This is a genomic window from Pseudomonas sp. GW460-LB5, assembly GCF_059423245.1.
Map to the genome: position 1 here is coordinate 17,399 of NZ_JBWKXT010000057.1, position 23,625 is coordinate 41,023.

A 23,625-nucleotide genomic window follows, 5' to 3' on the forward strand; every position below is an offset into this window, starting at 1 on the left:
GGGTCAAAGGCTCCATTGTCTGGCAGAATTATACGCACCTGAGCCCGTATTGCCTTACCCATCCATGTCCAGCTGCACACCTGACCTCGCCCAACTGGCCCAATCGATCAAGATTTGGGGCCAGGAACTCGGTTTTGCCCATGTCGGCATCGCCGGGGTCGACCTTGGCGAACACGAACACCACCTGCAGCGCTGGCTCGATGCCGGCTACCAGGGCGAAATGGAGTACCTGGGCGCGCACGGCAGCAAGCGCTCGCACCCCGACCAACTGATTCCCGGCACGGTGCGGGTGGTCTCGCTGCGCATGGACTACCTGCCCGGCGACACACAGATGGCGCAGCGCCTGGCGCAGCCGGAAAAGGCCTACATATCGCGCTATGCGCTGGGCCGGGACTACCACAAGCTGGTGCGCAAGCGCGTACAGTTCCTGGCCGACCGCATTCAGGAGGCTATCGGCCCGTTCGGTTACCGCGCATTCGTCGATAGCGCCCCGGTGCTGGAGAAGGCCCTGGCCGAACAGGCCGGGCTGGGCTGGATCGGCAAGAACACCTTGCTGCTCAACCGCAAGGCGGGCAGTTACTTCTTTCTTGCCGAGCTGTTTGTGGACCTGCCGTTGCCGGTGGACGAAGCGACCACCAGCGAGCATTGCGGGCGCTGCCAGGCCTGCCTGGACATTTGCCCGACCCAGGCATTTGTCGGGCCTTATGTGCTGGACGCCCGGCGTTGCATCTCATACCTCACCATCGAACTGAAGGGCGCGATCCCTGTCGAGTTGCGGGCAATGATGGGCAACCGGGTGTTCGGTTGCGATGACTGCCAGATCGTCTGCCCCTGGAACCGTTTTGCCAAGCACAGCCAGGAACAGGACTTCCAGCCACGGCATGGGCTGGAGAATGCCGAGTTGGCGCAGATGTTCCTGTGGGATGAACGTACCTTCCTGCGCAAGACCGAGGGCGGGCCGTTGCGGCGGGCGGGGTATGAGCGGTTCTTGCGCAACCTGGCGGTGGGGTTGGGCAATGCGCCTTCCACCATTCCTGTGATCGAGGCCCTGAAGGCCCGCCGCGAGGATGAATCAGAACTGGTGCGCGAGCATGTGGAGTGGGCTTTGGCCCGGCACAACATCCAGTAACCACCCGCCCCACAAAGACTGCATCAGGGCTGAAAATGACCTACTGCTGGTCGTTGTAGTGGAACTTGGGCATTTCCCAGTGGAAGCGGATAGCCAGCAACCGCACCAGAAACCCGCCAAACAAGGTCAGCAGCATCGCCTGCTCTGCCGGCACCTTGAAATACACGCACCCCAGGTAGAACCAGGCCGCCGCAAACGACACGCTGGCATACAGCTCACGGCGGAACACCAGTGGAATGTCGTTGCAGAAGATATCGCGCAAGATCCCACCAAACACCCCGGTGATCACCCCGCTGATCGACGCCACCAGCATGCCCTGCCCCATCTCGAGTGCAGTCATGCAGCCAATCAAGGTAAAGGCCACCAACCCCAGGGCATCGAGCACCAGAAACAGCGAGCGCAGGCGGCGCATCATTGGCGCAATGAAGATGGTCAGCAACGCCGCAAAGCTGGTCAGCACCAGGTATTCCGGGTGCTTCACCCAGGTCAGCGGGTAATGCCCGAGCAGCACGTCGCGCACCGAGCCGCCACCCAGGGCGGTGACGCAGGCGATCAGCACCACGCCGAACCAGTCCATGCCGCGGCGCCCGGCAGACAGCGCGCCGGTCATGGCTTCGGCGGTGATAGCGATGAGGTAGAGCATCAACAACATGGCGCGGGTCCGTGCAGGAAAGGCGCGCAGTCTAACCAGTTGCCCAAGGCACCAAAAGGGGGCGCAGATACAATATCTGCGCCTTGTGGGCTCACAGTTTGATGAAGTGCTCGCGGTAGTGACGCAGCTCGGCGATCGATTCGCGGATATCGTCCAGCGCCAAATGGGTGTTGCCCTTCTTGAAGCTGTCACGCACGCCCGGCGCCCAGCGCGCGGCCAATTCCTTCAGGGTGGAGACATCCAGGTTGCGGTAGTGGAAGTAGTTTTCCAGGTTGCGCATGTGGCGATAGAGGAAGCGGCGGTCCTGGCAGATGCTGTTGCCGCAGATCGGCGACTTGCCTTTGGGCACCCACTGCTCGAGGAAGGCGATGGTCTGCGCTTCGGCTTCTGCCATGCTGAGCTTGCTCTCGCGCACGCGCTGGGTCAGGCCCGAAGCACCGTGGGTACGGGTGTTCCATTCGTCCATGCGCGCCAGCACTTCGTCACTGTGATGGATGGCGATCACCGGCCCTTCAGCCAGGGTGTTCAGCTCGCTGTCGGTAACGATGGTGGCCATCTCGATGATGACATCACTGTCCGGATCCAGGCCGGTCATTTCCAGGTCGATCCAGATCAGGTTCTGTGGGTTTTGCATGCAGGGGCTCCTCATATAGGCCGTCATATTAGCCTAGTGGTCAAAGCAAACCCATTCACTGCATCAAAGGTAAGCGGAATGGTCCAGCGCCTGGCGTGCTAAACTGCCAGCCGTTTTCAATGCCCTACCCGGGCCTTTCTCACGGTACCTTCATGGCCAAACGCCAGCTCAATCGCCGCCAAAACTGGCGGATCGAAAAAATCCAGGGCGAGCGCGCCGCTCGCGCCGCCAAACGCGAGCAGCATGCGCTGCAGGAACTGGAGGGCGGCGACCTGGGGCCCGAGCAACTGGGCCTGGTGATCGCGCACTTCGGCGTGCAGGTAGAAGTTGAAGCCCAGGATGGCGAAACCGCAGGCCAGGTGTTCCGCTGCCATTTGCGGGCCAACCTGCCGGCGCTGGTCACCGGCGACCGTGTCGTGTGGCGTGCGGGCAACCAGGGCATTGGCGTGATCGTGGCGCAGATGCCACGCAGCACCGAGCTGTGCCGGCCGAACAACCACGGGCAACTCAAGCCGGTGGCAGCCAACGTCGACCTGATCGTGATCGTGTTCGCCCCGGCACCGGAGCCGCACCCGAACCTGATCGACCGCTACCTGGTAGCGGCCGAGCACGCCGGCCTGCGGCCGCTGCTGCTGCTGAACAAGGCCGACCTGATCAACGACGAGAACGGCCCCGGCCTGCATGCGCTGCTGGAGGTTTACCGCGAACTGGGCTACCCGCTGCTGGAAGTATCGGCACACCAGGGCGACGGCATGCAGCGCCTGCAGCAACTACTTGACGGCCACATCAGTGTGTTCGTCGGCCAGTCCGGGGTGGGCAAGTCGTCGCTGGTCAACAGCCTGCTGCCGGACGCGGGCACCCGTGTCGGCGACCTGTCGGAATGGTCTGGCCAGGGCACCCACACCACCACCACGGCACGGCTGTACCACTTCCCTAATGGCGGCGACCTGATCGACTCGCCGGGCATCCGTGAGTTTGGCCTTGGCCATGTCAGCCGCGACGACGTGGAAGATGGCTTCATCGAGTTCCGCGACCTGTTCGGCACCTGCCGCTTCCGCGACTGCAAGCACGACCGCGAACCGGGCTGCGCGCTGCTCAAGGCACTGGACGAGGGGCGCATCACGCCGCAACGCATGAACAGCTACCGCTCGATCATCGCCAGCCTGACAGAAGACAGCTACTGAAACGCTTGAAATGAAAGTTGCCGCGATCCCCTGTGGGAGCGGCTTTAGCCGCGAACACCGGCAACGCCGGTGCCATCCACCGCGCTGGATGCTTCGCGGGTAAAACCCGCTCCCACACTGATCGCGCCACCGTTCAGGTTTTGTGTAGAACAGTCGCCCGCACAAAAAAAGCCGTTTACTGCTCCTTGGCCTCATCCATCTTCAGCGTGCCATCTTCAAAGATGTTCAGCTTCTGGCGCAGCTCACGCGGCTGCATCGGCGCTTGTTCCGCTGCCCCTGGGGCATCCGGCACGCCAGCCCCTGGCGCAGCGCCAGTGGCTGGCGGTGCAGCAGGGTCGGCGGCCGGCGCTTCGGGCGCCCCCTGCTCACCCTCGATATTGCGCTGGGCCTTCTTGGTCAGCACGATGATATCGATACGGCGGTTGACCGGGTTGAACGGGTCCTTGCGGTCAAACAGCGACGACGAGGCATAACCCACCACACGCGCCACCTGACCATCCGGGTAACCACCGGCTACCAGTGCACGGCGCGCAGCGTTGGCACGGTTGGCCGACAACTCCCAGTTGCCGAACTCGCCACTGCCGGCATACGGCTTGGCATCGGTGTGGCCGCTGATGCTGATCTTGTTCGGCACCGCCTTGATGGTGTCGGCCATGGCCAGCAGGATGTCTTCAAAGTACGGCTGCAAGCGGGCGCTACCGATGTCGAACATCGGCCGGTTCTCGGCATCCATGATCTGGATGCGCAGGCCGTCCTGGGTGATCTCGAACAGGATCTGGTCCTTGAACTTCTGCAGCTGCGGGTTCTCTTCCACCTTGTTCTGCAGCTCCTGCAGCAGCAACTCCAGGCGCTCGCGCTCGACCTGCTCGGCCATGGTCTCGACCTGGTCCTTGCTCAGCTGGGTCGTGGACTCGGGCATCGGCTCGGATTTGACTTCCGGGTTGATGGTTTTTTCCGGTGCCAGTTCAGGTGAGCCACCCAGGTCGATGACATAGGGCGTGCCGCTTTCCGAGAAGCCGATCGGGTCCTTGAAGTAGCCGGCAATGGCGATTTTCTGCTCCGGGGTGGCTGTGGACATCAACCACAGCACCAGGAAGAACGCCATCATTGCCGTAGCAAAGTCGGCAAAGGCGATTTTCCAGGCGCCGCCGTGGTGGCCGCCGCCAAAGCGTTTGACGCGCTTGACGATGATGGGCTGGTTGTTTTCCATGACTCAGCGACCGCGAACCGCTTGTTCCAGCTCGGCGAAACTTGGGCGGTGCATGGGGTACAGCACCTTGCGCCCGAACTCGACGGCCAGCGAAGGCGGCATGCCCGAGGCCGAGGCGACCAGCGAAGCCTTGATCGATTCGTAGAGGTTCAGCTCCTCCTTGGCATCGTGCTCCAGGCACTTGGCCAACGGGCCGAAGAAGCCATAGGCAGCCAGGATACCGAAGAAGGTACCGACCAGCGCCGCACCCACGTGCATGCCGATGGCCGCCTGGTCGCCCTCGCCCAGCGAGGCCATGGTCACCACGATACCCAGTACCGCCGCGACAATACCGAAACCGGGCATGCCGTCAGCGATGCCGGTCACCGCATGGGACGGGTGCTCCAGCTCTTCCTTCATGCTCAGCAGCTCCATGTCGAACAGGCCCTCGAGTTCGTGCGGGGCCATGTTGCCGGTGGACATGATGCGCAGGTAGTCGCAGACAAACGCGGTCATGCGCTCATCGGCCAGTACTGTCGGGTACTTGGCGAAGATCGGGCTGGCGGCGGCGTCCTCGATGTCGGCCTCGATGGCCATCATGCCTTCGCGACGGCTCTTGTTGAGGATCTCGTACACCAGGCCCAGTACCTCCAGGTAGTAGGCGTGGGTGAAGCGCGAGCCGAACATCTTCATCGACTTCTTGATGACGTGCATGGTCATGTGGCCAGGGTTGGCCTGCAGGAATGCACCAAAGGCGGCACCGCCGATGATCAGAACTTCGAACGGCTGGATCAGCGCCGCGATCTTGCCGTGGGAGAGCACGTAGCCGCCGAGCACGCTCGCGAATACGACGATGATGCCGATAATTTTAGCCATAGGTTCAAAGCACTTGCTGTCGTGGTCAGGGGAAGAGACGGGAGCTTTAAAACTCTTCTTCTACTTATCGGCAGAACTGCGCCAGACTATAGCCACTCAATGCGAAAAGCCAGTTCGGACTGATGTCAAAATGCCAATCGAAACCAAGGTGCCCGCTCAGGCCCCGCGTACGCTAGAGGCCTGGGTAAAGCTGCTAGAGAGTGTTCGCATCCCCGTGCCGAAGCACAGCTACGACCGGGTCATGGCTGCCATTCACGACAGCCGCCGCTCGCTGCGCGATATTGCCGAACTGATGCAAGATAGCCCGGCGCTGGTGCTTTCGGTGATGCGCGAAGCAAACCATCCCACCAACGCCAGCCAGGCCGAGCCCGCCGAAAGCCTGGAGGTGGCCCTGAATCGCCTGGGGCTGGAGCGCAGCGAGCAACTGCTCAAGCGCCTGCCCGCGCTGCCCGTCGAAGAAATACCGCCCGTACTGAGCCAGTTCCAGCTGATCAGCCAACACGCTTCGCAGCAGGCCAGCGGCCTGTTTGCCAGCCGCCTGGCACGCCTGTGGCAGGAAATTCACTGGGGAAGCCTGCTTTTCCTGTCTCCACTGTGGCCGCTGGCACTGGCCTACCCCAAGCTGCTTGACACCTGGGAGCTTCGGGTTATCCACAAGGGCGAGGACGCCGCCCTGGTAGAGGATGAGCTGTTTGGCGTGCGCATCATGGCGCTGTGCCAGACCATGGCGGAGTACTGGCGCCTGCCGCAGTGGGTGACACAAGGTTACCGCCTGCTGCTGGAAGAACGCGATCAACTGGCCCTGGTGCTCAACATCGCCCGCGACGAAGATCTGCTCAGCCAGCAACACCGCCTGGACGCCGAGCCTGGCCTGCGCCGCTGGTTCAACCAGCCGGCCAACACCGTGCTGCTGGCCAACAACCTTGCGCTGGCGGCGCAAGTGGGCTGGGACAACCCGCACCTGCTGCGCTGGCAGCTGCTGACTGCGCTGTACCTGCAAACTTCGCTGGAAGACGTGCAGCAGCAAGTACACCAGCAGGCTGCCGCCAGCGCCCGCCGCCACGCCAGGCATGCCCTGTTCCACCCGGCTGAGGCGCTGATCTGGCCCTGGCACCAGCGCCGCCCGCACCCGGACATGCTGGCGCCGCCACCGCCCAGCAGCGACGACCTGGCGCGCTGGCGCAAGCTGTGCCAGGACTTGTTGGCACAGCCCAGCCCGTTCACCAACACCGTGCACCTGGCTACCCAGGCCCGCGAAGCCCTGCTGGCCTGCGGCATGCAACGCATCATGCTGCTGAGCCTGGACAAGGCCAGCGACAGCCTGCGCGTGCAGCAGATTGCGGGGCTACCCAACGAGGCAGGTGCCTTGGCCTTGCCGGTGTCACAAAACAAACTGCTGCAAAAGCTGATGGCCCAGGCCGGGCAACTGCGCATCACTCCGGAAAACCACAGCCAGTTCTCGGCCTTGCTGCCAGCCCCGCTGCGTGCCCTGTTCCGCAGCGAGCACGTGCTGCTGCGCTCGCTGGCGGTGAATGACCAGGTTCTTATGCTGATGGTGGCCGACCAAGGCTGCCGGCCTTTGGCCGACATCAGCGTGCAGGCCTTCGGCAAGACCGCGCAATGCACCGAGCGGGCACTGTCGGTGTTTGCCAACCGCAAGGGCTGAGCCTTGCGCTACAATCGCCCCTCTTTCCACACTGGAGACCGTGGATGACTGACTTTTCCGGCCTGCCCCTGGTGATCGAAGCGGCTGACCTGCTGCCACGCCTGGGTTCGCCACAGCTGATCCTGGTCGACCTGAGCAGTGCCAACCGCTATGTCAGCGGGCACATCCCCGGCGCACGCTTTGTCGAAGGCAAGCGTACCCAGCTTGGCCAGCCTCCTGCCCCCGGCCTGCTGCCGCCGCAGGGCGAGCTGGAAAAACTGTTCAGTGAACTCGGCCACCGCGACGACGCCGTCTATGTGGTGTACGACGATGAAGGCGGTGGCTGGGCCGGGCGCTTCATCTGGCTGCTCGACGTGATTGGCCACAAGGCGTATCACTACCTCAATGGCGGTATCCAGGCCTGGCCGGCAGACACGCTGTCCACCGAAGTGCCCGCCAGCAGCAACAGCCCGGTGCACCTGCGTATCGACAACGCGCCCACCGCCACCCGCGAGTACCTGCAAAGCCGCCTGGGCGCCGATGACCTGGTCATCTGGGACGCTCGCGGCCCGCAGGAATTCAACGGCGAGAAGGTACTGGCAGCCAAGGGCGGTCACATCCCCGGCGCTATCAACTTCGAGTGGACAGCCGGCATGGACCTCAACGACAACCTGCGCATTCGCCAGGACATCAAACAAGTCCTCGCGCAACTGGGCATCACTCCTGACAAGGAAGTGATCACCCACTGCCAGACCCACCGCCGCTCCGGCTTCACTTATCTGGTGGCCAAGGCCCTCGGCTACCCACGCGTCAAGGCCTACGCCGGCTCGTGGAGCGAATGGGGCAACCACCCGGACACGCCTGTAGAAGTTTAAGGAACCTGCATGAAATCCCGTTTGTTCATCATCAGCCAGTACCTGCTGCCGCACCACCTGCTGTCGCGGCTGGCCGGCTGCATTGCCGAGTGCCGCGTGCGCTGGTTCAAGAATGCCTTTACCGCCTGGTTCGCCAAGCGCTATCAGGTCAACATGTCTGAAGCCCTGGTCGAGGACTTGAGCGCTTATGAGCACTTCAATGCGTTCTTCACCCGCGCCCTGAAGCCGGGCGCCCGCCCGCTGGACGAAACCCCAGGCGCCATTCTGTGCCCGGCCGACGGTGCCGTCAGCCAGCTCGGCCCGATCGAACACGGTCGCATCTTCCAGGCCAAGGGCCACGGTTTCAGCGCGCAAGAGCTGCTGGGCGGCGATCCGGCCATGGCAGCGCCGTTCATGGGCGGCGAGTTTGCCACGATCTACCTCTCGCCCAAGGACTACCACCGCGTGCACATGCCGCTGGCCGGCACCCTGCGCGAAATGGTCTATGTGCCGGGCCGTCTGTTCTCGGTCAACCAGACCACCGCAGAGAACGTTCCCGAGCTGTTTGCCCGCAACGAACGCGTGGTCTGCCTGTTCGACACCGAGCGCGGGCCGATGGCCGTGGTGCTGGTGGGTGCGATGATCGTCGCCTCGATCGAAACCGTGTGGGCTGGATTGGTGACGCCGCCCAAGCGTGAGCTGAAGACCTTCCGTTACGACGAAGCCAGCCGTGCGCCGATCCACCTGGAGAAAGGTGCCGAGGTGGGCCGCTTCAAGCTGGGCTCGACCGCCATTGTGCTGTTCGGGCCGGAGCAGGTGAAGTGGGCTGAGAACCTGGGCGCTGGTTCTGCAGTGCGCATGGGGCAGCTGTTGGCGGCGCCTGCACAGGCTTGACCGTGGTTTCTGCTTCGAGGTGATTGGCGCGGGTTCTCCAGCGCCTGTGAGATCGAGCGCCGCGCGGGCGGCGCTCGATCTCACAGGCGCTGAAGATTAAACGGCAAACTAGCCGCGGGCGTCGCGGTCGCGCAGGCCCAGCAGGTACAGCACGCCATCCAGCCCCAGGGTGGAAATCGCCTGCTTGGCAGACTGGCGCACCAGCGGCTTGGCGCGGAACGCTACGCCCAGGCCGGCCAGCGACAGCATCGGCAGGTCATTGGCGCCATCGCCCACGGCAATGGTCTGCTCCAGCTGCAAGCCTTCTTCGTGGGCCAGCTTTTGCAGCAGCTCGGCCTTGCGCTGGGCATCGACGATCGGCTCGACAGCTACGCCGGTCACTTTACCGTCGACCACTTCCAGCTCGTTGGCAAACACATAGTCGATGCCCAGGCGCGCCTGCACCTGGCGAGCGAAGTAGGTAAAGCCACCGGACAGGATCGCGGTCTTATAACCCAGGCGCTTGAGCTCGGCGAACAGGTTTTCGGCACCCTCGGTCAGGCGCAGCGAGGCACCGATTTCGTCCAGCACACCCACATCCAGGCCCTTGAGCAGCGCCATGCGCTCCTTGAAGCTGGCGCGGAAGTCCAGCTCACCGCGCATGGCCCGCTCAGTGATGGCCGCCACCTGCTCACCCACGCCGGCCGCCTTGGCCAGTTCGTCGATGACTTCGGCTTCGATCAGCGTCGAGTCCATGTCGAACACCGCCAGGCGGCGGTTACGGCGGAACAGGTCGTCCTTCTGGAAGGCGATATCGACGCTCAGCGCTTCGGCCAGGGCAAAGAAGTCGGCACGCAGGGCCTGGGCATCGCTCGGTGCGCCACGCACGGAGATCTCGATGGCCGCCTTGCCTTTTTCGGTTTCGGCATCCAGCGCCACGCGCGCAGACAAACGCTCGATGCGCTCGATGGTGAGCCCGTACTGGCTGATCACCGCACTCACCCGCTGCAGTTGCTCGGGGGTGATCTTGCGGCTGAGCAGGGTGACGATGTGGCGCGCTTCACCTTGGCCGTCAGCCCAGTGCTGGTAGTCGGCCTCGGAAATAGGCGTGTAGCGGGCCTGCAGGTTCAGTTCGTGGGCCTTGGCCTGTACGCTTTGCAGCAGGGCGGTAGCCACTTCGTTGTCGGGGATGTCGACCAGGATACCGAACGACAAAGTGCCGTGCATGACTGCCAGGCCTATGTCGAGGATGCTCACACCGCCCTGCAGCAGGACGCCGGTGATTGCCGCAGTGAGACCGGGACGGTCCTCACCGGTGATGTTGATCAGGACGATTTCGCGCACAACCTGGCTCCGACTTCGATGAAAAATGCGCATTCTACCGATTTTCCGTGACCATCGGGCGCCAACGATACTTTGCCGACAAAACCGGGGTCGCTATACTGCCCCACACTTTCTGCCATTAAGAGCCGAGCTCAGTGAACCGGCCCACGCCCGTCAAACCAGACAATTTCTTCCTGATGATCTATCGTGCCCTGAGTCAACGCCGCGTGCCGCTGGCATTGCGCATCGCCTGCACCAACATCTTCCTGGTCGCGCTGGCGTTGGTGATCTATGCCTGCGTGATGGGCCTGCAGTTCAAGCAGGCCATGCACGAGCAGGCCGATGCCCTTGGCCAGAGCCTGACCACCCAGACCGCCACCTCGGCGACCGAGCTGCTGGTGTCCAACGACATCCTCAGTCTCAATGTGCTGCTGGGCAACCTGGTGAAAAACCCGCTGGTGGCCCACGCGGCTATCTATAGCGTGGACAACCGTATCCTCGCCGAAGCCGGCCAGCGCCCGCGCAATAGCCTGCTGGGCGAGGCGGAGGGCCTGTACCAGACCAAGATCACCTTCCAGGACGTGACAGCCGGGCAACTGCGCATCAGCCTGGACATGAGCCAGTTCCAGCAACCGATGCTGATCAGCCTGCAGAGCATGGGGATCATGGCGGCCATCCTGTTGGCCCTGGCCCTCAGCCTGAGCCTGCGACAGGGCCGTTTCATCACCCTGCCGCTGCTGCAGTTGCGGGTGTGGCTGCGTGACCCGCAACCCTATACCCCGGCCACAGACCGCCAGGACGAGATCGGCGACATCGCGCGCCAGCTGCATGCGCGCCTGGCCCCGCCGCCACCGCCGGAGCCAGAGCTTGAGGAGGAGGACGACGAGCATTTCGACGACTTCCACGACACAGCACCGGCCTCCACGGCTGCGTCGCGTCCCAGGGTTGCCGCATTGGCTGAGGAAGATGACGACGCCTTTGCCGGCCTGCTGGACGACGACAGTGCGCCCAAAGCCGCCCCGGTCGAGTCTGACGAGCCGCAGTACAGCGCCGTACTTGCCGTGCAACTGGGCTCGCAGGAACAACTGCGCCGCTTGCCCCGCACACGCCTGACCGAGCTGACCGAACGCTACCGCGATTGCCTGGAGCATGCAGCCTCGCTCTATGACGGTGAAACCCACACGCTCAACGACGGCAGCACCCTGGTGCTGTTCCACAGCCGCGACTGTGGCGAGGACTACCTGACCAACGCCATCTGCTGCGGTGAGCTGTTGCGCGCCTTGGGTCATGCCCTGCAGATCGAAGTGGCTGACAGCGGCATCACCCTTCAGCTGCAGCTGGGCCTGGTCCTGGGCAACGACCTGCAAGGGCTGGAGCTGGTGGACCTGCTGATGACCGAAAAGGCCCAGGATGCCCTGGCGCTGTCACAGCACAGCCGCAACCTGTTGCTGGTGGAGCGGCAGATCAGCGATGACGCGCTGATTCGCCAGCGCGCCCGCATTCGCCCGATTGCCAGCCCAGAAGGCGCCTGCTGTGTGGAGCGCTTGATGGAGCCTTACCCGTCGATGCTGGAGCGCCAGCTGGCCCGCATGCACGAACGCCGCGCCTGACAGTTTCCCCTGTGGGAGCGGGCACGCCCGCTCCCACAAAGTCCGCATCTATCCTTTAGATACAAAAAAGCCCGCAACCTATGCGGGCTTTTTTGTGGATGGCTGTTGAATCAGAACCGATAAACTTCCATGTCGGTGCGAATCGGCGAGGCCATCGGAATCTTGGACTTCTCCGGCCCCTTCTTCACCTGCACCGGTGCAGCGGGCTTTTTCGGGGCTTCTTCGGCAATCGCCGGCTGGTTGGCCAGTGGCTTGACTGCGGTGCTCAGCTGTTCAGCCAGCTTCTGCAGCAGTTGGCCCTGAGCCTGTACCTGCGACGACTCGCTACCCTCATGCTGCTGCTCGAGGTGAACGATACGGTTGTCACGCACATGGCCCCGGCGGTCCAGCAGACGCCACTGGGCATCCAGGATGGCCGGCTGGTTTTTGCCCGAGTCCAGGCGCGTGATCGACAACAGTACCTGCACGTCCGGGCTGAAGCCAGCGGTCGCCGGCGCCAGCACAACGCGCTGGCTGTCCAGGCGCCAGGCCAGTTGACGCACCAGCAACTGGTCGATATCCGACGAAAGGCTACCCGCCCAACGGCCGTCAGTCGCCGCGCTCAAGCTGCCATCGGCTTGACGCTGCAGGAACGTCTCACGCTGCAGGTAATCGGCTACCGATACCGGGCCGAGCACCACGGCCATGCCTGCACTCTGCGAAGGCTGGCCAGGATCACCACTGTCGAGCTGGTACAAGGCAACCGGCTGATGCATGGTGCACCCGCCAAGGCCCAGCAGGCCAGTCATCAACAGCGCAAATGGAAGGCGCAGAAGTTTCATCATCCCATCCAGGCGGTCGCCTATAGGCCACCGCAGTGATACATATAGATTCAAACGGGCACACGACTACGTCGGCACCGCAAGGGCCATATCATCCGCGAAATAACCGTCCGACTCCAGCATTTCTGCCCGGAACGGCGCTGAAATTGCCGTTCCAGACATTTCTGCACGTTACGCCGGCACTTCCACCTGCAACCCATCGACGCGCTGGAAGCCGCGTGGCAGCTTGCTGCCTCGCCGTCCGCGCTCACCCTTGTAATGCTCCAGGTCGTCCGCTTTCAGAGAAAGGGTACGCTTGCCGGCTTGCAATACAAGGGTCGCACCTTCGGCAATAACGGCCAGATCGGTGACATATTCTTCACGACTGGCCACCCGGTCGCCCGGCACGCCAATGATCTTGTTGCCCTTGCCCTTGCCCAGCTGCGGCAAGTCGCTGACCTTGAACACCAGCAAGCGACCTTCGGTGGTCACGGCTGCCAGCCAGTCCTGCTCGCGATTGGCCACCAGGCGCGGGGTCATGACCTTGGCACCGTTGGGCAAGCTGAGCAAACCCTTGCCGGCCTTGTTCTTGGCCTGCAAGTCTTCACCCTTGACCACAAAGCCGTAGCCCGCATCCGAGGCCACCACGTACAGCGCGTCGTCGTCCGGCAACAGCACGCACTCGAAGGTGGCCCCCGGCGGTGGCGTCAGGCGGCCGGTCAGCGGCTCGCCCTGACCACGTGCCGACGGCAAGCTGTGAGCAGCCACCGAGTAGCTGCGGCCCGTAGAGTCGATGAGCACGGCAAACTGGTTGGAACGCCCGGCCGCAGCGGCCTTGAAGCCATCGCCGGCCTTGTACGACAAGCCGGTGGCGTCGATGTCGTGGCCTTTGGCGCAACGCACCCAGCCCTTCTCCGAGAGCACCACGGTGACCGGCTCGGTCGGCATCAGTTCGTTTTCCGAAAGGGCCTTGGCTTCGACGCGCTCGACGATGGGCGAACGGCGCGCATCGCCGTAGGTTTCGGCATCCTTGATCAGTTCGCTGCGCACCAGCTTGCGCAGCTTGGCCTCGCTGCCCAGCAGCGCCTGCAGCTTGGCCTGTTCCTTGAGCAGTTCGTCCTGCTCGCCGCGGATTTTCATCTCTTCCAGGCGCGCCAGCTGACGCAGGCGGGTCTCGAGGATGTACTCAGCCTGGATTTCGCTCAGCTCGAATCGGGCAATCAGCGCCTGCTTGGGGTGCTCCTCGGTACGAATGATGTGAATCACTTCATCCAGGTTGAGGAATGCGGTGAGCAAACCGTCCAACAGGTGCAGGCGCCTTTCCACCTTGTCCAGGCGATGCTGCAGCCGCCGGCGAACAGTGTTGGTGCGGAACTCCAGCCATTCCACCAATATTGCACGCAGGTTCTTCAACTGCGGGCGGCCGTCCAGGCCAATGATATTGACGTTGACCCGGTAGCTGCTCTCCAGGTCGGTGGTGGCGAACAGGTGCTGCATCAGTTCGTCGGCATCCACACGGTTGGAGCGCGGGATGATGACGATGCGGCACGGGTTCTCGTGGTCGGATTCGTCACGCAGGTCCGCCACCATCGGCAGTTTCTTGGCCTGCATCTGTGCGGCGATCTGCTCCAGCACCTTGGCCCCGGAGACCTGGTGTGGCAGTGCAGTCACAACGATATCGCCATCCTCGACGCGGTAAACGGCACGCATGCGGATCGAGCCGCGGCCGCTTTCGTACATCTTGAGGATTTCTGCCCGCGGCGTGATGATTTCCGCCTCGGTGGGGTAGTCCGGCCCCTGAATGTGCTCGCACAGCTGCTCGATGGTGGCCTTGGGCTCGTCGAGCAGGCGCACGCAGGCGCTGGCCACCTCACGCAGGTTGTGCGGCGGCACGTCGGTGGCCATGCCCACGGCGATACCGGTGGTACCGTTGAGCAGGATGTTGGGCAGGCGCGCCGGCAGCACGGCCGGCTCCTGCAGGGTGCCGTCAAAGTTCGGTACCCAATCCACGGTGCCTTGGCCAACTTCGCTGAGCAGCACTTCGGCGTAGCGTGACAACCGCGCCTCGGTATAACGCATGGCGGCGAACGACTTCGGATCGTCCGGCGCACCCCAGTTACCCTGGCCGTCGACCAGGGTGTAGCGGTAGCTGAACGGTTGCGCCATCAGCACCATGGCCTCGTAGCAGGCCGAGTCGCCGTGGGGGTGGAACTTGCCGAGCACGTCACCGACGGTGCGCGCCGACTTCTTGTGCTTGGCATCGGCATCGAGCCCCAACTCGCTCATGGCATAGACGATGCGTCGCTGCACCGGCTTCAGGCCATCGCCGATGTGCGGCAAGGCGCGGTCCATGATCACGTACATGGAATAGTTGAGGTAGGCCTGTTCGGTGAAGTCAGCCAGCGAGCGGCGTTCGACACCGTCCAGGCTGAGTTCCAGTGAGTCGCTCATGCGGGCCTCGTCATTTCAGGTTCTGGCGTAGCAGCATGGTGCCGCCGCGCTGGGTAAATTCAAGTTGTTTCAGGGCACTCATGCCCAGCAGTACGGTTTGCCCGTCCAGCCCCGGCACCACGATGGCGCGCACATCCTGCAGGCGGATATCGCCCAGTTGCAGGCTGACCAGGCGTGTGCGGTAGCCTTCGGTGCGGCCATTGGCGGTGCTGAGCAACACCGGGCTGCCGCGCTCAAGGTTCAGGTCACGGGCCAGCGCCTCGGGGATCGCCACATCGGTGGCACCGGTGTCGAGCAGGAAATGCACCGCCTGGCCGTTGATCGCGCCATCCACCATGAAGTGGCCCTGGCCGTTGCCCAGCAGGCGCACTTCGACAAAGCCTTCGCCGTGCTCGGACTGCACCTGGGCATTAGGGTTGCGCTGGCTGTCTTCCCACTGGCCGAAAAAGCGCGTGGCGAGGAACAGTGCCGCCGCCCAGGCGACGATCATCAGTACCCTGCCCGCCCGCTTGCCCGGCGCCTGGCTCATGGTTTGGCGCTCCAGCCACCTTCCGGTGCAGCGAAGCGCCAGACAATCGGACGCGTCTCGCCATCGGCCCGGGCGCCGTTGTTGTTGTCCAGGCCGATCCATGCGCCCTTGGCATCAATCACAAGGGCTTCGGCCAGGCCGAATGGTTGCGGGTATCGGCGCGCCTCGGCCAGGGCGTCGGCCGCAAACGACCAGCAGCGCTCGACCTGACCGCTGTCGGTATCACGCCGGCAGACCCGGTAAGCATTGCGTTCGAGGGTGAAGAGCTTGCCCTCGAACCAGGCCAGGTCGGCAAAATCGCGCGACAGCGCCCTGGCATTGGGCATTTGTGCAGGCTGCATCTCGACTCCGGCCTCGCTCAGCAGCACACAGCTGCGTCCGCAGGTCCACACCGATTGCTGGCGCTCGATGGCCACCAGGCCACGGCGCTCGCGTTCGGCGGCCAGCCACAGGCGGTCGCCCGCCGGGTTGATCGCCAGGCCTTCGAACAAGGCATTGAAGTTCAGCAGCATGCCGCTGGCGCGGGCCTGGCGCACCATGGCCGGGTCGATCTTCAACCAGTCCGGCTCGCCTTGTACCGGTAACTGCAATACGGCGGCATGGGCTTCACTGGCCAGGTACAGGTTACCCGCCTGGTCACAGGTGATACCTTCGAAATCCAGCTCGCCCCCGCGAATGTACGAGGCCGCCCAATTACGCGATTTCAGGCCCCATGGCAGGCCGCTTTCCGGAGGCGATGGCGGGGTAAAGGTTAGCGGTTGCGCGCGCCACGTCGGGTTCTGCTGGTCGAAGCGGTAGATGCGGTCGTCGTCGCGGTCGGACACGCCCCACAGCCCGCCCCGGCATTGCGCCAGGCCGGACAAGTTGCCACCGCGCATGCCGTCAATCGGGTACTCGGCAGTGAGCTTCAGCTCGGGCCAGTTACCCGCCAGGGCAGGCAAGGCAACCAACGCAACGCAAACGGCAAGAACGTGCCGAATCAAACCATGACCTCGGCCAGGTTGCCTTTGGTTTCCAGCCAGCTCTTGCGGTCACCTGCGCGCTTCTTGGCTAGCAGCTTGTCCATCAGCTCGCAGGTGGCCTCGACGTCATCCAGGGTCAGCTGCACCAGGCGCCGGGTGTTCGGGTCCATGGTGGTTTCACGCAGTTGCGGCGGGTTCATCTCACCCAGGCCCTTGAAGCGGGTAACCTGCGGTTTACCGCGCTTCTTCTCGGCCACCAGGCGGTCGAGGATGCCGTCACGCTCGGCTTCGTCGAGGGCGTAGTAGATTTCCTTGCCCAGGTCGATGCGATACAGCGGTGGCATGGCCACGTACACATGCCCCGCCTCCACCAGCGCACGGAAGTGCTGGACGAACAGCGCACACAGCAGCGTGGCGATGTGCAGGCCGTCAGAGTCGGCGTCGGCGAGGATGCAGACTTTGCCGTAACGCAGTTGCGCCAGGTCTGTGGCACCCGGGTCAACACCGATGGCCACGGCGATGTTGTGCACTTCCTGGCTGGCCAGAACTTCGCCACCGTCCACTTCCCAGGTGTTGAGGATCTTGCCGCGCAGCGGCAGGATCGCCTGGTATTCCTTGTCCCGTGCCTGCTTGGCCGAGCCACCCGCCGAGTCACCCTCGACCAGGAACAGTTCGGCACGCATCGGGTCCTGGCCGGCGCAATCGGCCAGCTTGCCCGGCAAAGCCGGGCCCTGGGTGATGCGCTTGCGCTCGACCTTCTTGCTGGCCTTCAGGCGGCGCCCGGCGTTGCTGATGGCCAGTTCTGCCAGTTGCATGCCCAGCTCGGGGTGGGCGTTGAGCCACAGGCTGAAGGCGTCCTTGACCACGCCGGAGACAAAGGCAGCCGCCTCGCGCGACGACAGGCGCTCTTTGGTCTGCCCGGAGAACTGCGGCTCCTGCATTTTCATCGAGAGCACGAAAGAGATGCGCTCCCACACGTCCTCCGGCGCCAGCTTCACCCCACGCGGCAGCAGATTGCGGAACTCGCAGAACTCGCGCATGGCATCCAGCAGGCCCTGACGCAGGCCGTTGACATGGGTGCCGCCCTGCGCAGTGGGGATCAGGTTGACGTAGCTTTCCTGGACGCTGTCGCCGCCTTCTGGCAACCACAGCAACGCCCAGTCTGCGGCTTCCTTGTTGCCCGCCAGGCTGCCGCAGAACGGCTCGTCAGGCAGGCGCTGGAACTCGCTGACCGCATCGACCAGGTAAGAACGCAGGCCGTCTTCATAGTGCCACTCGACCTTCTCGCCGCTGGCTTTGTCTTCAAAGCTTACCAGCAGCCCCGGGCACAGCACGGCCTTGGCCTTGAGCACATGCTTGAGGCGGCTGATGGAGAACTTGGGTGAGTCGAAGTACTTCGGGTCTGGACTGAAGTAGACGCTGGTACCGGTGTTGCGCTTGCCGACCGAGCCGACCACTTCCAGCTCGCTGGCCTTGAAGCCATCGGCGAAGGTCATCTGGTATTCGTTGCCGTCGCGCTTGACGCGCACACGTACCTGGGTCGACAGGGCGTTGACCACCGAGATACCCACACCGTGCAACCCCCCGGAGAACTGGTAGTTCTTGTTGGAGAACTTGCCGCCGGCATGCAGCTTGGTAAGGATCAGCTCGACACCGGACACGCCCTCTTCCGGGTGGATGTCCACCGGCATGCCGCGGCCATCGTCGCTGACCTCCAGCGAATGGTCGGCATGCAGGATGACCTGCACAGAACGGGCGTGGCCAGCCAGGGCTTCGTCAACACTGTTGTCGATGACTTCCTGGGCCAGGTGGTTGGGGCGGCTGGTATCGGTGTACATGCCCGGCCGCTTGCGGACCGGGTCAAGGCCCGAGAGGACTTCGATGGCGTCTGCGTTATAGGCGCTAGCGCTGGGATTGGCCATAGGGTCTCGTCGTCAGTCTGGTGAATGCAAAAAGGTCAAAATACAGAAAAATCGAGCGCCGCGTAGTGCCCGCGAGCAATGCCGGCAAACGCCAGCAGAGCCGGCAGGCGCTCGGCAAAGCCCTGGAAGCTGTGATCGCCACCGGCCTGGATACGCAGGGCGCATGCACGGTAATAACGCTCGGCATGGCGATAGTCCAGGGTCTCATCGGCGGTCTGCAGCCACACTTGATAGCGGCCGGCATCCACCGGGGCCGGCACTTCCAGCTCGGCCAGGGCCTGTACGTGATCGTGGGTCAGCTCCCAGGTTTCACCGCTGTAGTGATTGCGCTGAGTGCCCAGGTACCCGTCGAAATGCTTGTGCGGCGTTACCGCAGGGTTGACCAGCAGGGCCTTGAGGCCATGGCGCTCGGCCAGATGGGTGGCATAGTAGCCGCCGAGCGAACTGCCCACCAGCAGTGGCGCACCCAGTTCGGCGATGGCCGCTTCAAGCTGGGCGATGGCCTGCCGCGGGTGGTGATGCAAGGCGGGCACACGTAGCTGGGCCGACAGGCCCAGTTGCTGCATCACGGCGTCGAGCTGGCGCGCCTTGGTCGACAGCGGCGAGCTGTTGAAGCCATGGATATAGAGGATGGAACCCGACATGCTGCCCCCGAAATCTGTGGCTTCGCGCCTGATGATGTGGGCGCAGGGACGCGCAGTGTAGCGCGTTCGCCGGGTTTTGGCGCCGCACCGTGGTTTTAGCAACAAATTCTTCAACAGACTTGAAAGTACCGGGGGCGCTCTGCGCCCATTCGCGGCACAAGGCCGCTCCCACAGGGATTCCCGGTCTCCTGTGGGAGCGGCCTTGTGCCGCGAATGGGCTGCGCAGCAGCCCCAAGATCCTCAATACCCCGGGCTATCAAAGTCGAGTTTCACCGCAAAATCCGTGGCCCGCTCCACCCCGGTTTCCAGCCGCCCGTCGGCGTGCAGGCGCAACCAGCGGTACCCGGGCTGCTCCTCGCTCACCTTGAAGTCTTCGCTGCGCGCCGCGAACTGAATACAGGTTGAAGGCGTGGCCAGCAGGCGCCGCCCGTCGCGCACCTCATCCCATTCCTGATGCACATGCCCCCACAGCAACGCCCGCACCTGTGGATAAGCCTCGACGATATCGAACAGAGCCTGGGCATTGCGCAAGCCGATCGGCGCGATCCAGGCGCAGCCGATGTCTACCGGCTGATGGTGGAAGCACACCAGGCAATGCCGCTCGCCCGCCTCGTTCAAGGCGGCCTCCAGCACCGCCAGCTGGTCGCTCTCCAGCAGACCGTGTGTCGCCCCCTGCACCGCAGTGTTGAGCATGACAATACGCCAGGCCCCAACATCAGTTACCGCTTGCACCAGTTCCGGGGCCACTTCAGCCATTATCCGGGCCTCGTCGTGGTTACCCGGCAACCAGCGGGTGGGCACGGCTAACGGCGCCGTCAGCTCCCGGAACGCCTCATAAGAGGCAACGCTAGCGTCCTGGGACAGATCACCTGTACACAACAGCAGGTCGATAAGCGGTTGCTCGCGCCGCACCTGGGCCACCACATGGCGCAGGCTGTCACGGGTATTGAGCCCCAGCATGCTGCCGGCCGGATCGGCGAAAAGATGGGCGTCGGTCAGTTGCAGCACATGTACAGGGCGCGTCTGGTCTGGATGCATGTCAGCGAACGCTTGCCAGTTCGTGGCCGCAGGCCAGGCAGTGGCTCAGCCATTCACCCAGGAACAGGTTGAGCTGGGCCTTTTCGTCCGGCTGGTGCATGGCCTCGTTCGGATACGGGTAGATACTGCGCAGGCGCCGGGTGTGTTCGGCGCTGACCACTTCGGCCATGCGTGCATCGTGGTACACCTGCACTTCCAGGTGCGGCACCGGCAGCCACGGCAGGCTGTGCTCCTGACGCACATGCAAGGTGGTGGTGTACGGGCAGGCCAGCACCACGTCCAGCACCAGCACGCCGAGCATCTGGTCGCCCTGGGTCATGCCGATGCGGCGCGAGCTCTGGGTGGTGCGCATGTCGGGCAACAGGCGCATCAGCCGGGCGTAGTTGGCCTCGCAGGCGGCCTGCAGCCCGACCAGGTCGACTCGATAGCGCTCGCGCAGCAGGTTCACTTCCACATACCTCGTACTTCGTCACGGTTCAGCGCCAGCCATTGCAAGCCGATAATAGTCGCCGCGTTGCAGATGCGCCCATCGCGTACCGCCTGCAAGGCATCCTCGAACGACCACACGCGCACGCGGATGTCTTCGCCCTCTTCTTCCAGACCATGCAGCCCTCCCGCGCCTTCGCTGCTGCAACGGCCAAGGAACAGGTGAACGTATTCGTCACTGCCGCCGGGCGACGGGAAGTAGCGGGTCATCGGCCACAAGGCACTGAACGTCAGGCCAGCCTCTTCCTCGGCTTCGCGATGGGCGACTTCCTCGGGTTCTTCATCCTTGTCGATCAGCCCGGCAACCATCTCGATCAGCCAGGGGTTACCGACCTTGTCCAGTGCGCCGACGCGGAACTGCTCGATCAGCACCACTTCATCACGCAACGGGTCGTAAGGCAGCACACACACTGCATCGTGGCGCACAAACAGTTCGCGGCTGATCTCGCGGCCCATGCCACCGGCAAACAGCTCGTGGCGCAGGTGCACCTTGTCGAGCTTGTAGAAGCCCTGGAAGCAATTGTCCCGCTTGACGATCTCGACCGCCTTGGGCACCGAATTCAACGTGTCTGACATGGAAATCCTCGTTACCTCAATTACCGCATCGCGCCATCCTACTCTGCACGCTTGCCCGTTTCACCCCTTTCCGGCAACCGTTCGCACACTCGGGACAGCGCGTCTTCACTCTGTTAGCTTAGTGGCGAACTGAAGGCCGCGCAGACGGTCAAAGGCCGACTTTCCCTGTTCTGCAAGGATCACCATGACACTTGTCAAACTGACTTCCGTGGCTGTGCTGGCACTGGCTCTAGGCGCCTGCCAGAGCCTGTTCACGCCCAACTACCGGGCCCCGCTCGAGGTCAAGCGCGACGCCTGGGAGCATGTCAAACCCGGCTGCAGCGAAAGCGACTGCCCGCTGGTGAACATCGACACGGTCCACTTCCCGGCCCTGCCCGCGCTCGACGGCATCGTCGAAAAGCGCCTGCTGCAACTGACCGAAGACAATCAGCATGGCACCGCGCCCAGCACCTTGCAGGCCTACGAACAGCAATACCTGGCCAGTGCCGACAAACGTAACAGCAGTTATTTGCAAGCCAAGGTACGCGAGCAGCATGACGGGCTGGTGATCATCGAATTGTCCAGCTACCTGGACAGTGGTGGCGCGCATGGCATGCCCGGGCGCGGCTTCATCAACTACTCGCGCAAGCTGGACAAGGTGCTGACCCTGCAGGACATGCTTGTGCCAGGCCAGGAGGAGACCTTCTGGAAAACCGTCGAGGAGTCGCACCGGGCCTGGCTGATGAGCGTGGGCATGGACAAGGACGCCGAGTTCGTCAAGACCTGGCCGTTCAAGAAGTCGCCGCACATCGCCCTGACGTACGGCGCGGTAGTGGTCAAGTACGAGGTCTACGCCATCGCGCCCTATTCCATGGGCCACGTGGAACTGAAGATCCCCTACCCGCGCCTGAATGGCGTACTCAAGCCTGAACTGTTTCCCGGCCGCGGCTGAAGCTCAGCAGCCCGTGCAGCACACCTGCCAGTAACAGTGCTGGCAGGGTAGCCCCCAGCTCTGGAGCGTTGGCGGCAATCAGGTGATAGGCCGCCACCCCCGCAAACCAGGCCACCAGTGCCTGCCAGTGCAAGCCACCCACCTGCGCCGGCAGGCGACGACGACGGATCACGTAGTGGTCCATCAGCACCACGCCAAACAGCGGCGCGAACACCGAACCAATCAGCAGCAGGAAGTTTTCGTACTGGGCCAGCGGGGCCAGCAGGGCGATCAGGGTGCACAGTACGCCAATGCCCAGCGCCAGGTGCTCAACCTTCACAGGTACGAGCACGCCGGTGGAAACAGCCGCCGAGTGGATGTCGGCAAAGGCCTTTTCCGACTCGTCCAGCAGAATGAGCAGCAGCGGAATACCCATGCCTGCGCCCGCCAGGGCCAGCAGCAAGGCATTGACTTCGCCACTGGCGGCAAAGGCCAGGGTGTAGGCCACGCCCAGGCTCATCAGCCAGGTGTTGCCGATGAAATAGCCAAGTACCGTGCCGCCGAACACGTGCTTGCCGTTGCGGGCGAAGCGCGAGTAGTCGGCGATCAGCGGCAACCAGGACAGCGGCATGGCGATGACGATGTCAAAGCCCACGGCCAGCGACATCGAACCGTCACCGGCGCGGCCCCACAGTTCAGCCAGGTCGGCCTTGGCGAACAGGTTCCAGGTCAGCCACAGACAGGCGCCCAGCAACACCCAGATACCCCAGGCGCGCAGCACCTTGCGCACGAAGGCCAGCGGCCCGCTGACGGCCAGCAGGGTGGCCAGAGCGCCGAAACACAGGGTCCAGAGCATCGGGCTGTTCCAGGCACTGCCTTCGCCGAACGCCCGCGCGCCCAGCAGGCTGGCGGCATCGCGCATGACAATGATCTCAAATGCGCCCCAACCTACCAGTTGCAGCAGGTTGAGCACAGCCGGCAAGCGCGCGCCATGGCTGCCCAGGCTGAGTTTCAGGGTGCCCATGGCAGAAAGGCCGGTGTCGCTGCCGATGACACCGGCGGCGCCCAGCAACAGCACACCCACGCCGGTGCCCAGGGCGATGGCCAGCACCGCGCTGGCAAGGCCAAGGCCTGGGGCGAGCATGGCGCCGACTTGCAGCACCATCAGGCCGATGCCGAGGGAGAACCACAGCGAGAACAGGTCGCGGGCGCCGAAGATGCGCTGGTGGGTGGGGACCGGGTGGTCGGGGGAGAATTGGCTGGGGGTGGTCATTGTCATGTTCGCCAGAGGAATGGATGGGGCTTCGCCGAGCCATTGTGGGAGCGGGGGGGGGGGGG

General features: G+C 63.7%; 22 protein-coding genes. 7 read left to right on the top strand and 15 right to left on the bottom strand.

The window, feature by feature from the left end; genetic code table 11:
- Positions 1 to 64 precede the first annotated feature (64 nt).
- Positions 65 to 1,129: a tRNA epoxyqueuosine(34) reductase QueG gene (gene queG / locus AC07XM_RS25425; protein ID WP_016489451.1), complete on the top strand. Its 1,065-nt coding sequence runs from the start codon at positions 65 to 67 to the stop codon at positions 1,127 to 1,129.
- A 40-nt stretch (positions 1,130 to 1,169) separates the two neighbouring features.
- On the opposite strand, the gene AC07XM_RS25430 is transcribed toward queG, so the two are convergent.
- Positions 1,170 to 1,781, bottom strand: coding sequence for a trimeric intracellular cation channel family protein (locus AC07XM_RS25430; RefSeq protein ID WP_003249516.1), 612 nt, complete (start codon positions 1,779 to 1,781; stop codon positions 1,170 to 1,172).
- A 91-nt stretch (positions 1,782 to 1,872) separates the two neighbouring features.
- Complete coding sequence (gene orn, locus AC07XM_RS25435; RefSeq protein WP_016489452.1) at positions 1,873 to 2,415, bottom strand: oligoribonuclease; 543 nt, start codon at positions 2,413 to 2,415, stop codon at positions 1,873 to 1,875.
- Between the two features lie 152 nt (positions 2,416 to 2,567).
- On the opposite strand from orn, the gene rsgA reads away from it, so the two are divergent.
- Positions 2,568 to 3,599: a small ribosomal subunit biogenesis GTPase RsgA gene (gene rsgA / locus AC07XM_RS25440; protein ID WP_016489453.1), complete on the top strand. Its 1,032-nt coding sequence runs from the start codon at positions 2,568 to 2,570 to the stop codon at positions 3,597 to 3,599.
- A 175-nt stretch (positions 3,600 to 3,774) separates the two neighbouring features.
- On the opposite strand, the gene motB is transcribed toward rsgA, so the two are convergent.
- Both motB and motA read right to left on the bottom strand, forming a co-directional pair.
- Positions 3,775 to 4,809: a flagellar motor protein MotB gene (motB, locus tag AC07XM_RS25445; protein ID WP_016489454.1), complete on the bottom strand. Its 1,035-nt coding sequence runs from the start codon at positions 4,807 to 4,809 to the stop codon at positions 3,775 to 3,777.
- 3 nt (positions 4,810 to 4,812) lie between these two features.
- Positions 4,813 to 5,664 (bottom strand): flagellar motor stator protein MotA, encoded by an 852-nt coding sequence (motA, locus tag AC07XM_RS25450; protein ID WP_016489455.1) that lies wholly within the window; start codon positions 5,662 to 5,664, stop codon positions 4,813 to 4,815.
- Positions 5,665 to 5,794: 130 nt separating this feature from the next.
- Here motA and AC07XM_RS25455 point away from each other — a divergent pair, with 130 nt between their 5' ends.
- Genes AC07XM_RS25455 through asd form a run of 3 tightly spaced genes read left to right on the top strand, consistent with a single transcriptional unit; the run spans position 5,795 to position 9,057 of the window.
- Entirely contained in the window at positions 5,795 to 7,330 is a 1,536-nt protein-coding gene (locus AC07XM_RS25455) for an HDOD domain-containing protein (RefSeq protein WP_023048988.1), read from the top strand.
- Positions 7,331 to 7,374: 44 nt separating this feature from the next.
- A complete protein-coding gene (locus tag AC07XM_RS25460; RefSeq protein WP_016489457.1) occupies positions 7,375 to 8,184 on the top strand; it encodes a rhodanese-like domain-containing protein in 810 nt (269 codons plus the stop codon).
- Between the two features lie 9 nt (positions 8,185 to 8,193).
- A complete protein-coding gene (asd, locus tag AC07XM_RS25465) occupies positions 8,194 to 9,057 on the top strand; it encodes an archaetidylserine decarboxylase (RefSeq protein WP_102689374.1) in 864 nt (287 codons plus the stop codon).
- 108 nt (positions 9,058 to 9,165) lie between these two features.
- Here the strand turns inward: asd and serB are convergent, their stop codons facing one another.
- Complete coding sequence (gene serB, locus AC07XM_RS25470; protein ID WP_060516846.1) at positions 9,166 to 10,380, bottom strand: phosphoserine phosphatase SerB; 1,215 nt, start codon at positions 10,378 to 10,380, stop codon at positions 9,166 to 9,168.
- 134 nt (positions 10,381 to 10,514) lie between these two features.
- Here serB and AC07XM_RS25475 point away from each other — a divergent pair, with 134 nt between their 5' ends.
- On the top strand, positions 10,515 to 11,969 hold the full coding sequence (locus AC07XM_RS25475; protein ID WP_016489460.1) for an AhpA/YtjB family protein: 1,455 nt from the start codon (positions 10,515 to 10,517) through the stop codon (positions 11,967 to 11,969).
- Between the two features lie 110 nt (positions 11,970 to 12,079).
- Here AC07XM_RS25475 and AC07XM_RS25480 read toward each other — a convergent pair whose 3' ends face one another.
- The 9 genes from AC07XM_RS25480 to AC07XM_RS25520 form a co-directional block, all read right to left on the bottom strand.
- Complete coding sequence (locus AC07XM_RS25480; RefSeq protein ID WP_016489461.1) at positions 12,080 to 12,790, bottom strand: PqiC family protein; 711 nt, start codon at positions 12,788 to 12,790, stop codon at positions 12,080 to 12,082.
- Positions 12,791 to 12,961: 171 nt separating this feature from the next.
- The gene (gene parC, locus AC07XM_RS25485) at positions 12,962 to 15,220 is read right to left on the bottom strand and encodes a DNA topoisomerase IV subunit A (RefSeq protein ID WP_102689375.1); all 2,259 of its coding nucleotides are present in this window, start codon (positions 15,218 to 15,220) and stop codon (positions 12,962 to 12,964) included.
- 10 nt (positions 15,221 to 15,230) lie between these two features.
- Positions 15,231 to 15,749 (bottom strand): retropepsin-like aspartic protease family protein, encoded by a 519-nt coding sequence (locus tag AC07XM_RS25490; protein ID WP_102689376.1) that lies wholly within the window; start codon positions 15,747 to 15,749, stop codon positions 15,231 to 15,233.
- Positions 15,746 to 16,732: an esterase-like activity of phytase family protein gene (locus AC07XM_RS25495; RefSeq protein ID WP_016489464.1), complete on the bottom strand. Its 987-nt coding sequence runs from the start codon at positions 16,730 to 16,732 to the stop codon at positions 15,746 to 15,748. Before AC07XM_RS25495 ends, AC07XM_RS25490 begins: the two co-directional genes overlap by 4 nt.
- Positions 16,729 to 18,633 carry a DNA topoisomerase IV subunit B gene (gene parE / locus AC07XM_RS25500; RefSeq protein WP_016489465.1) on the bottom strand — a complete coding sequence of 635 codons (1,905 nt, stop codon included), beginning with the start codon at positions 18,631 to 18,633 and terminating at the stop codon, positions 16,729 to 16,731. Before parE ends, AC07XM_RS25495 begins: the two co-directional genes overlap by 4 nt.
- 35 nt (positions 18,634 to 18,668) lie before the next feature.
- The gene (locus tag AC07XM_RS25505; RefSeq protein ID WP_016489466.1) at positions 18,669 to 19,277 is read right to left on the bottom strand and encodes a YqiA/YcfP family alpha/beta fold hydrolase; all 609 of its coding nucleotides are present in this window, start codon (positions 19,275 to 19,277) and stop codon (positions 18,669 to 18,671) included.
- A 240-nt stretch (positions 19,278 to 19,517) separates the two neighbouring features.
- The gene (gene cpdA / locus AC07XM_RS25510; protein WP_023047362.1) at positions 19,518 to 20,315 is read right to left on the bottom strand and encodes a 3',5'-cyclic-AMP phosphodiesterase; all 798 of its coding nucleotides are present in this window, start codon (positions 20,313 to 20,315) and stop codon (positions 19,518 to 19,520) included.
- Between the two features lies 1 nt (position 20,316).
- Complete coding sequence (locus AC07XM_RS25515) at positions 20,317 to 20,769, bottom strand: DUF1249 domain-containing protein (RefSeq protein WP_016501905.1); 453 nt, start codon at positions 20,767 to 20,769, stop codon at positions 20,317 to 20,319.
- Positions 20,760 to 21,377 (bottom strand): NUDIX domain-containing protein, encoded by a 618-nt coding sequence (locus AC07XM_RS25520; RefSeq protein WP_016489468.1) that lies wholly within the window; start codon positions 21,375 to 21,377, stop codon positions 20,760 to 20,762. Before AC07XM_RS25520 ends, AC07XM_RS25515 begins: the two co-directional genes overlap by 10 nt.
- A gap of 184 nt (positions 21,378 to 21,561) precedes the next feature.
- On the opposite strand from AC07XM_RS25520, the gene AC07XM_RS25525 reads away from it, so the two are divergent.
- On the top strand, positions 21,562 to 22,308 hold the full coding sequence (locus tag AC07XM_RS25525) for an RsiV family protein (RefSeq protein ID WP_016489469.1): 747 nt from the start codon (positions 21,562 to 21,564) through the stop codon (positions 22,306 to 22,308).
- On the opposite strand, the gene cytX is transcribed toward AC07XM_RS25525, so the two are convergent.
- On the bottom strand, positions 22,277 to 23,560 hold the full coding sequence (gene cytX / locus AC07XM_RS25530) for a putative hydroxymethylpyrimidine transporter CytX (RefSeq protein ID WP_016489470.1): 1,284 nt from the start codon (positions 23,558 to 23,560) through the stop codon (positions 22,277 to 22,279). The two genes, AC07XM_RS25525 and cytX, sit on opposite strands and share 32 nt — an antisense overlap.
- Between the last annotated feature and the right edge of the window lie 65 nt (positions 23,561 to 23,625).

Bases quoted from the DNA above. Each gene is read 5' to 3' on its own strand.
- queG (WP_016489451.1), top strand. From the start codon at position 65: ATGTCCAGCTGCACACCTGACCTCGCCCAACTGGCCCAATCGATCAAG.
- AC07XM_RS25430 (WP_003249516.1), bottom strand. From the start codon at position 1,781: ATGTTGTTGATGCTCTACCTCATCGCTATCACCGCCGAAGCCATGACC.
- orn (WP_016489452.1), bottom strand. From the start codon at position 2,415: ATGCAAAACCCACAGAACCTGATCTGGATCGACCTGGAAATGACCGGC.
- rsgA (WP_016489453.1), top strand. From the start codon at position 2,568: ATGGCCAAACGCCAGCTCAATCGCCGCCAAAACTGGCGGATCGAAAAA.
- motB (WP_016489454.1), bottom strand. From the start codon at position 4,809: ATGGAAAACAACCAGCCCATCATCGTCAAGCGCGTCAAACGCTTTGGC.
- motA (WP_016489455.1), bottom strand. From the start codon at position 5,664: ATGGCTAAAATTATCGGCATCATCGTCGTATTCGCGAGCGTGCTCGGC.
- AC07XM_RS25455 (WP_023048988.1), top strand. From the start codon at position 5,795: ATGCCAATCGAAACCAAGGTGCCCGCTCAGGCCCCGCGTACGCTAGAG.
- AC07XM_RS25460 (WP_016489457.1), top strand. From the start codon at position 7,375: ATGACTGACTTTTCCGGCCTGCCCCTGGTGATCGAAGCGGCTGACCTG.
- asd (WP_102689374.1), top strand. From the start codon at position 8,194: ATGAAATCCCGTTTGTTCATCATCAGCCAGTACCTGCTGCCGCACCAC.
- AC07XM_RS25480 (WP_016489461.1), bottom strand. From the start codon at position 12,790: ATGAAACTTCTGCGCCTTCCATTTGCGCTGTTGATGACTGGCCTGCTG.
- parC (WP_102689375.1), bottom strand. From the start codon at position 15,220: ATGAGCGACTCACTGGAACTCAGCCTGGACGGTGTCGAACGCCGCTCG.
- AC07XM_RS25490 (WP_102689376.1), bottom strand. From the start codon at position 15,749: ATGAGCCAGGCGCCGGGCAAGCGGGCGGGCAGGGTACTGATGATCGTC.
- parE (WP_016489465.1), bottom strand. From the start codon at position 18,633: ATGGCCAATCCCAGCGCTAGCGCCTATAACGCAGACGCCATCGAAGTC.
- AC07XM_RS25505 (WP_016489466.1), bottom strand. From the start codon at position 19,277: ATGTCGGGTTCCATCCTCTATATCCATGGCTTCAACAGCTCGCCGCTG.
- cpdA (WP_023047362.1), bottom strand. From the start codon at position 20,315: ATGCATCCAGACCAGACGCGCCCTGTACATGTGCTGCAACTGACCGAC.
- AC07XM_RS25520 (WP_016489468.1), bottom strand. From the start codon at position 21,377: ATGTCAGACACGTTGAATTCGGTGCCCAAGGCGGTCGAGATCGTCAAG.
- AC07XM_RS25525 (WP_016489469.1), top strand. From the start codon at position 21,562: ATGACACTTGTCAAACTGACTTCCGTGGCTGTGCTGGCACTGGCTCTA.
- cytX (WP_016489470.1), bottom strand. From the start codon at position 23,560: ATGACCACCCCCAGCCAATTCTCCCCCGACCACCCGGTCCCCACCCAC.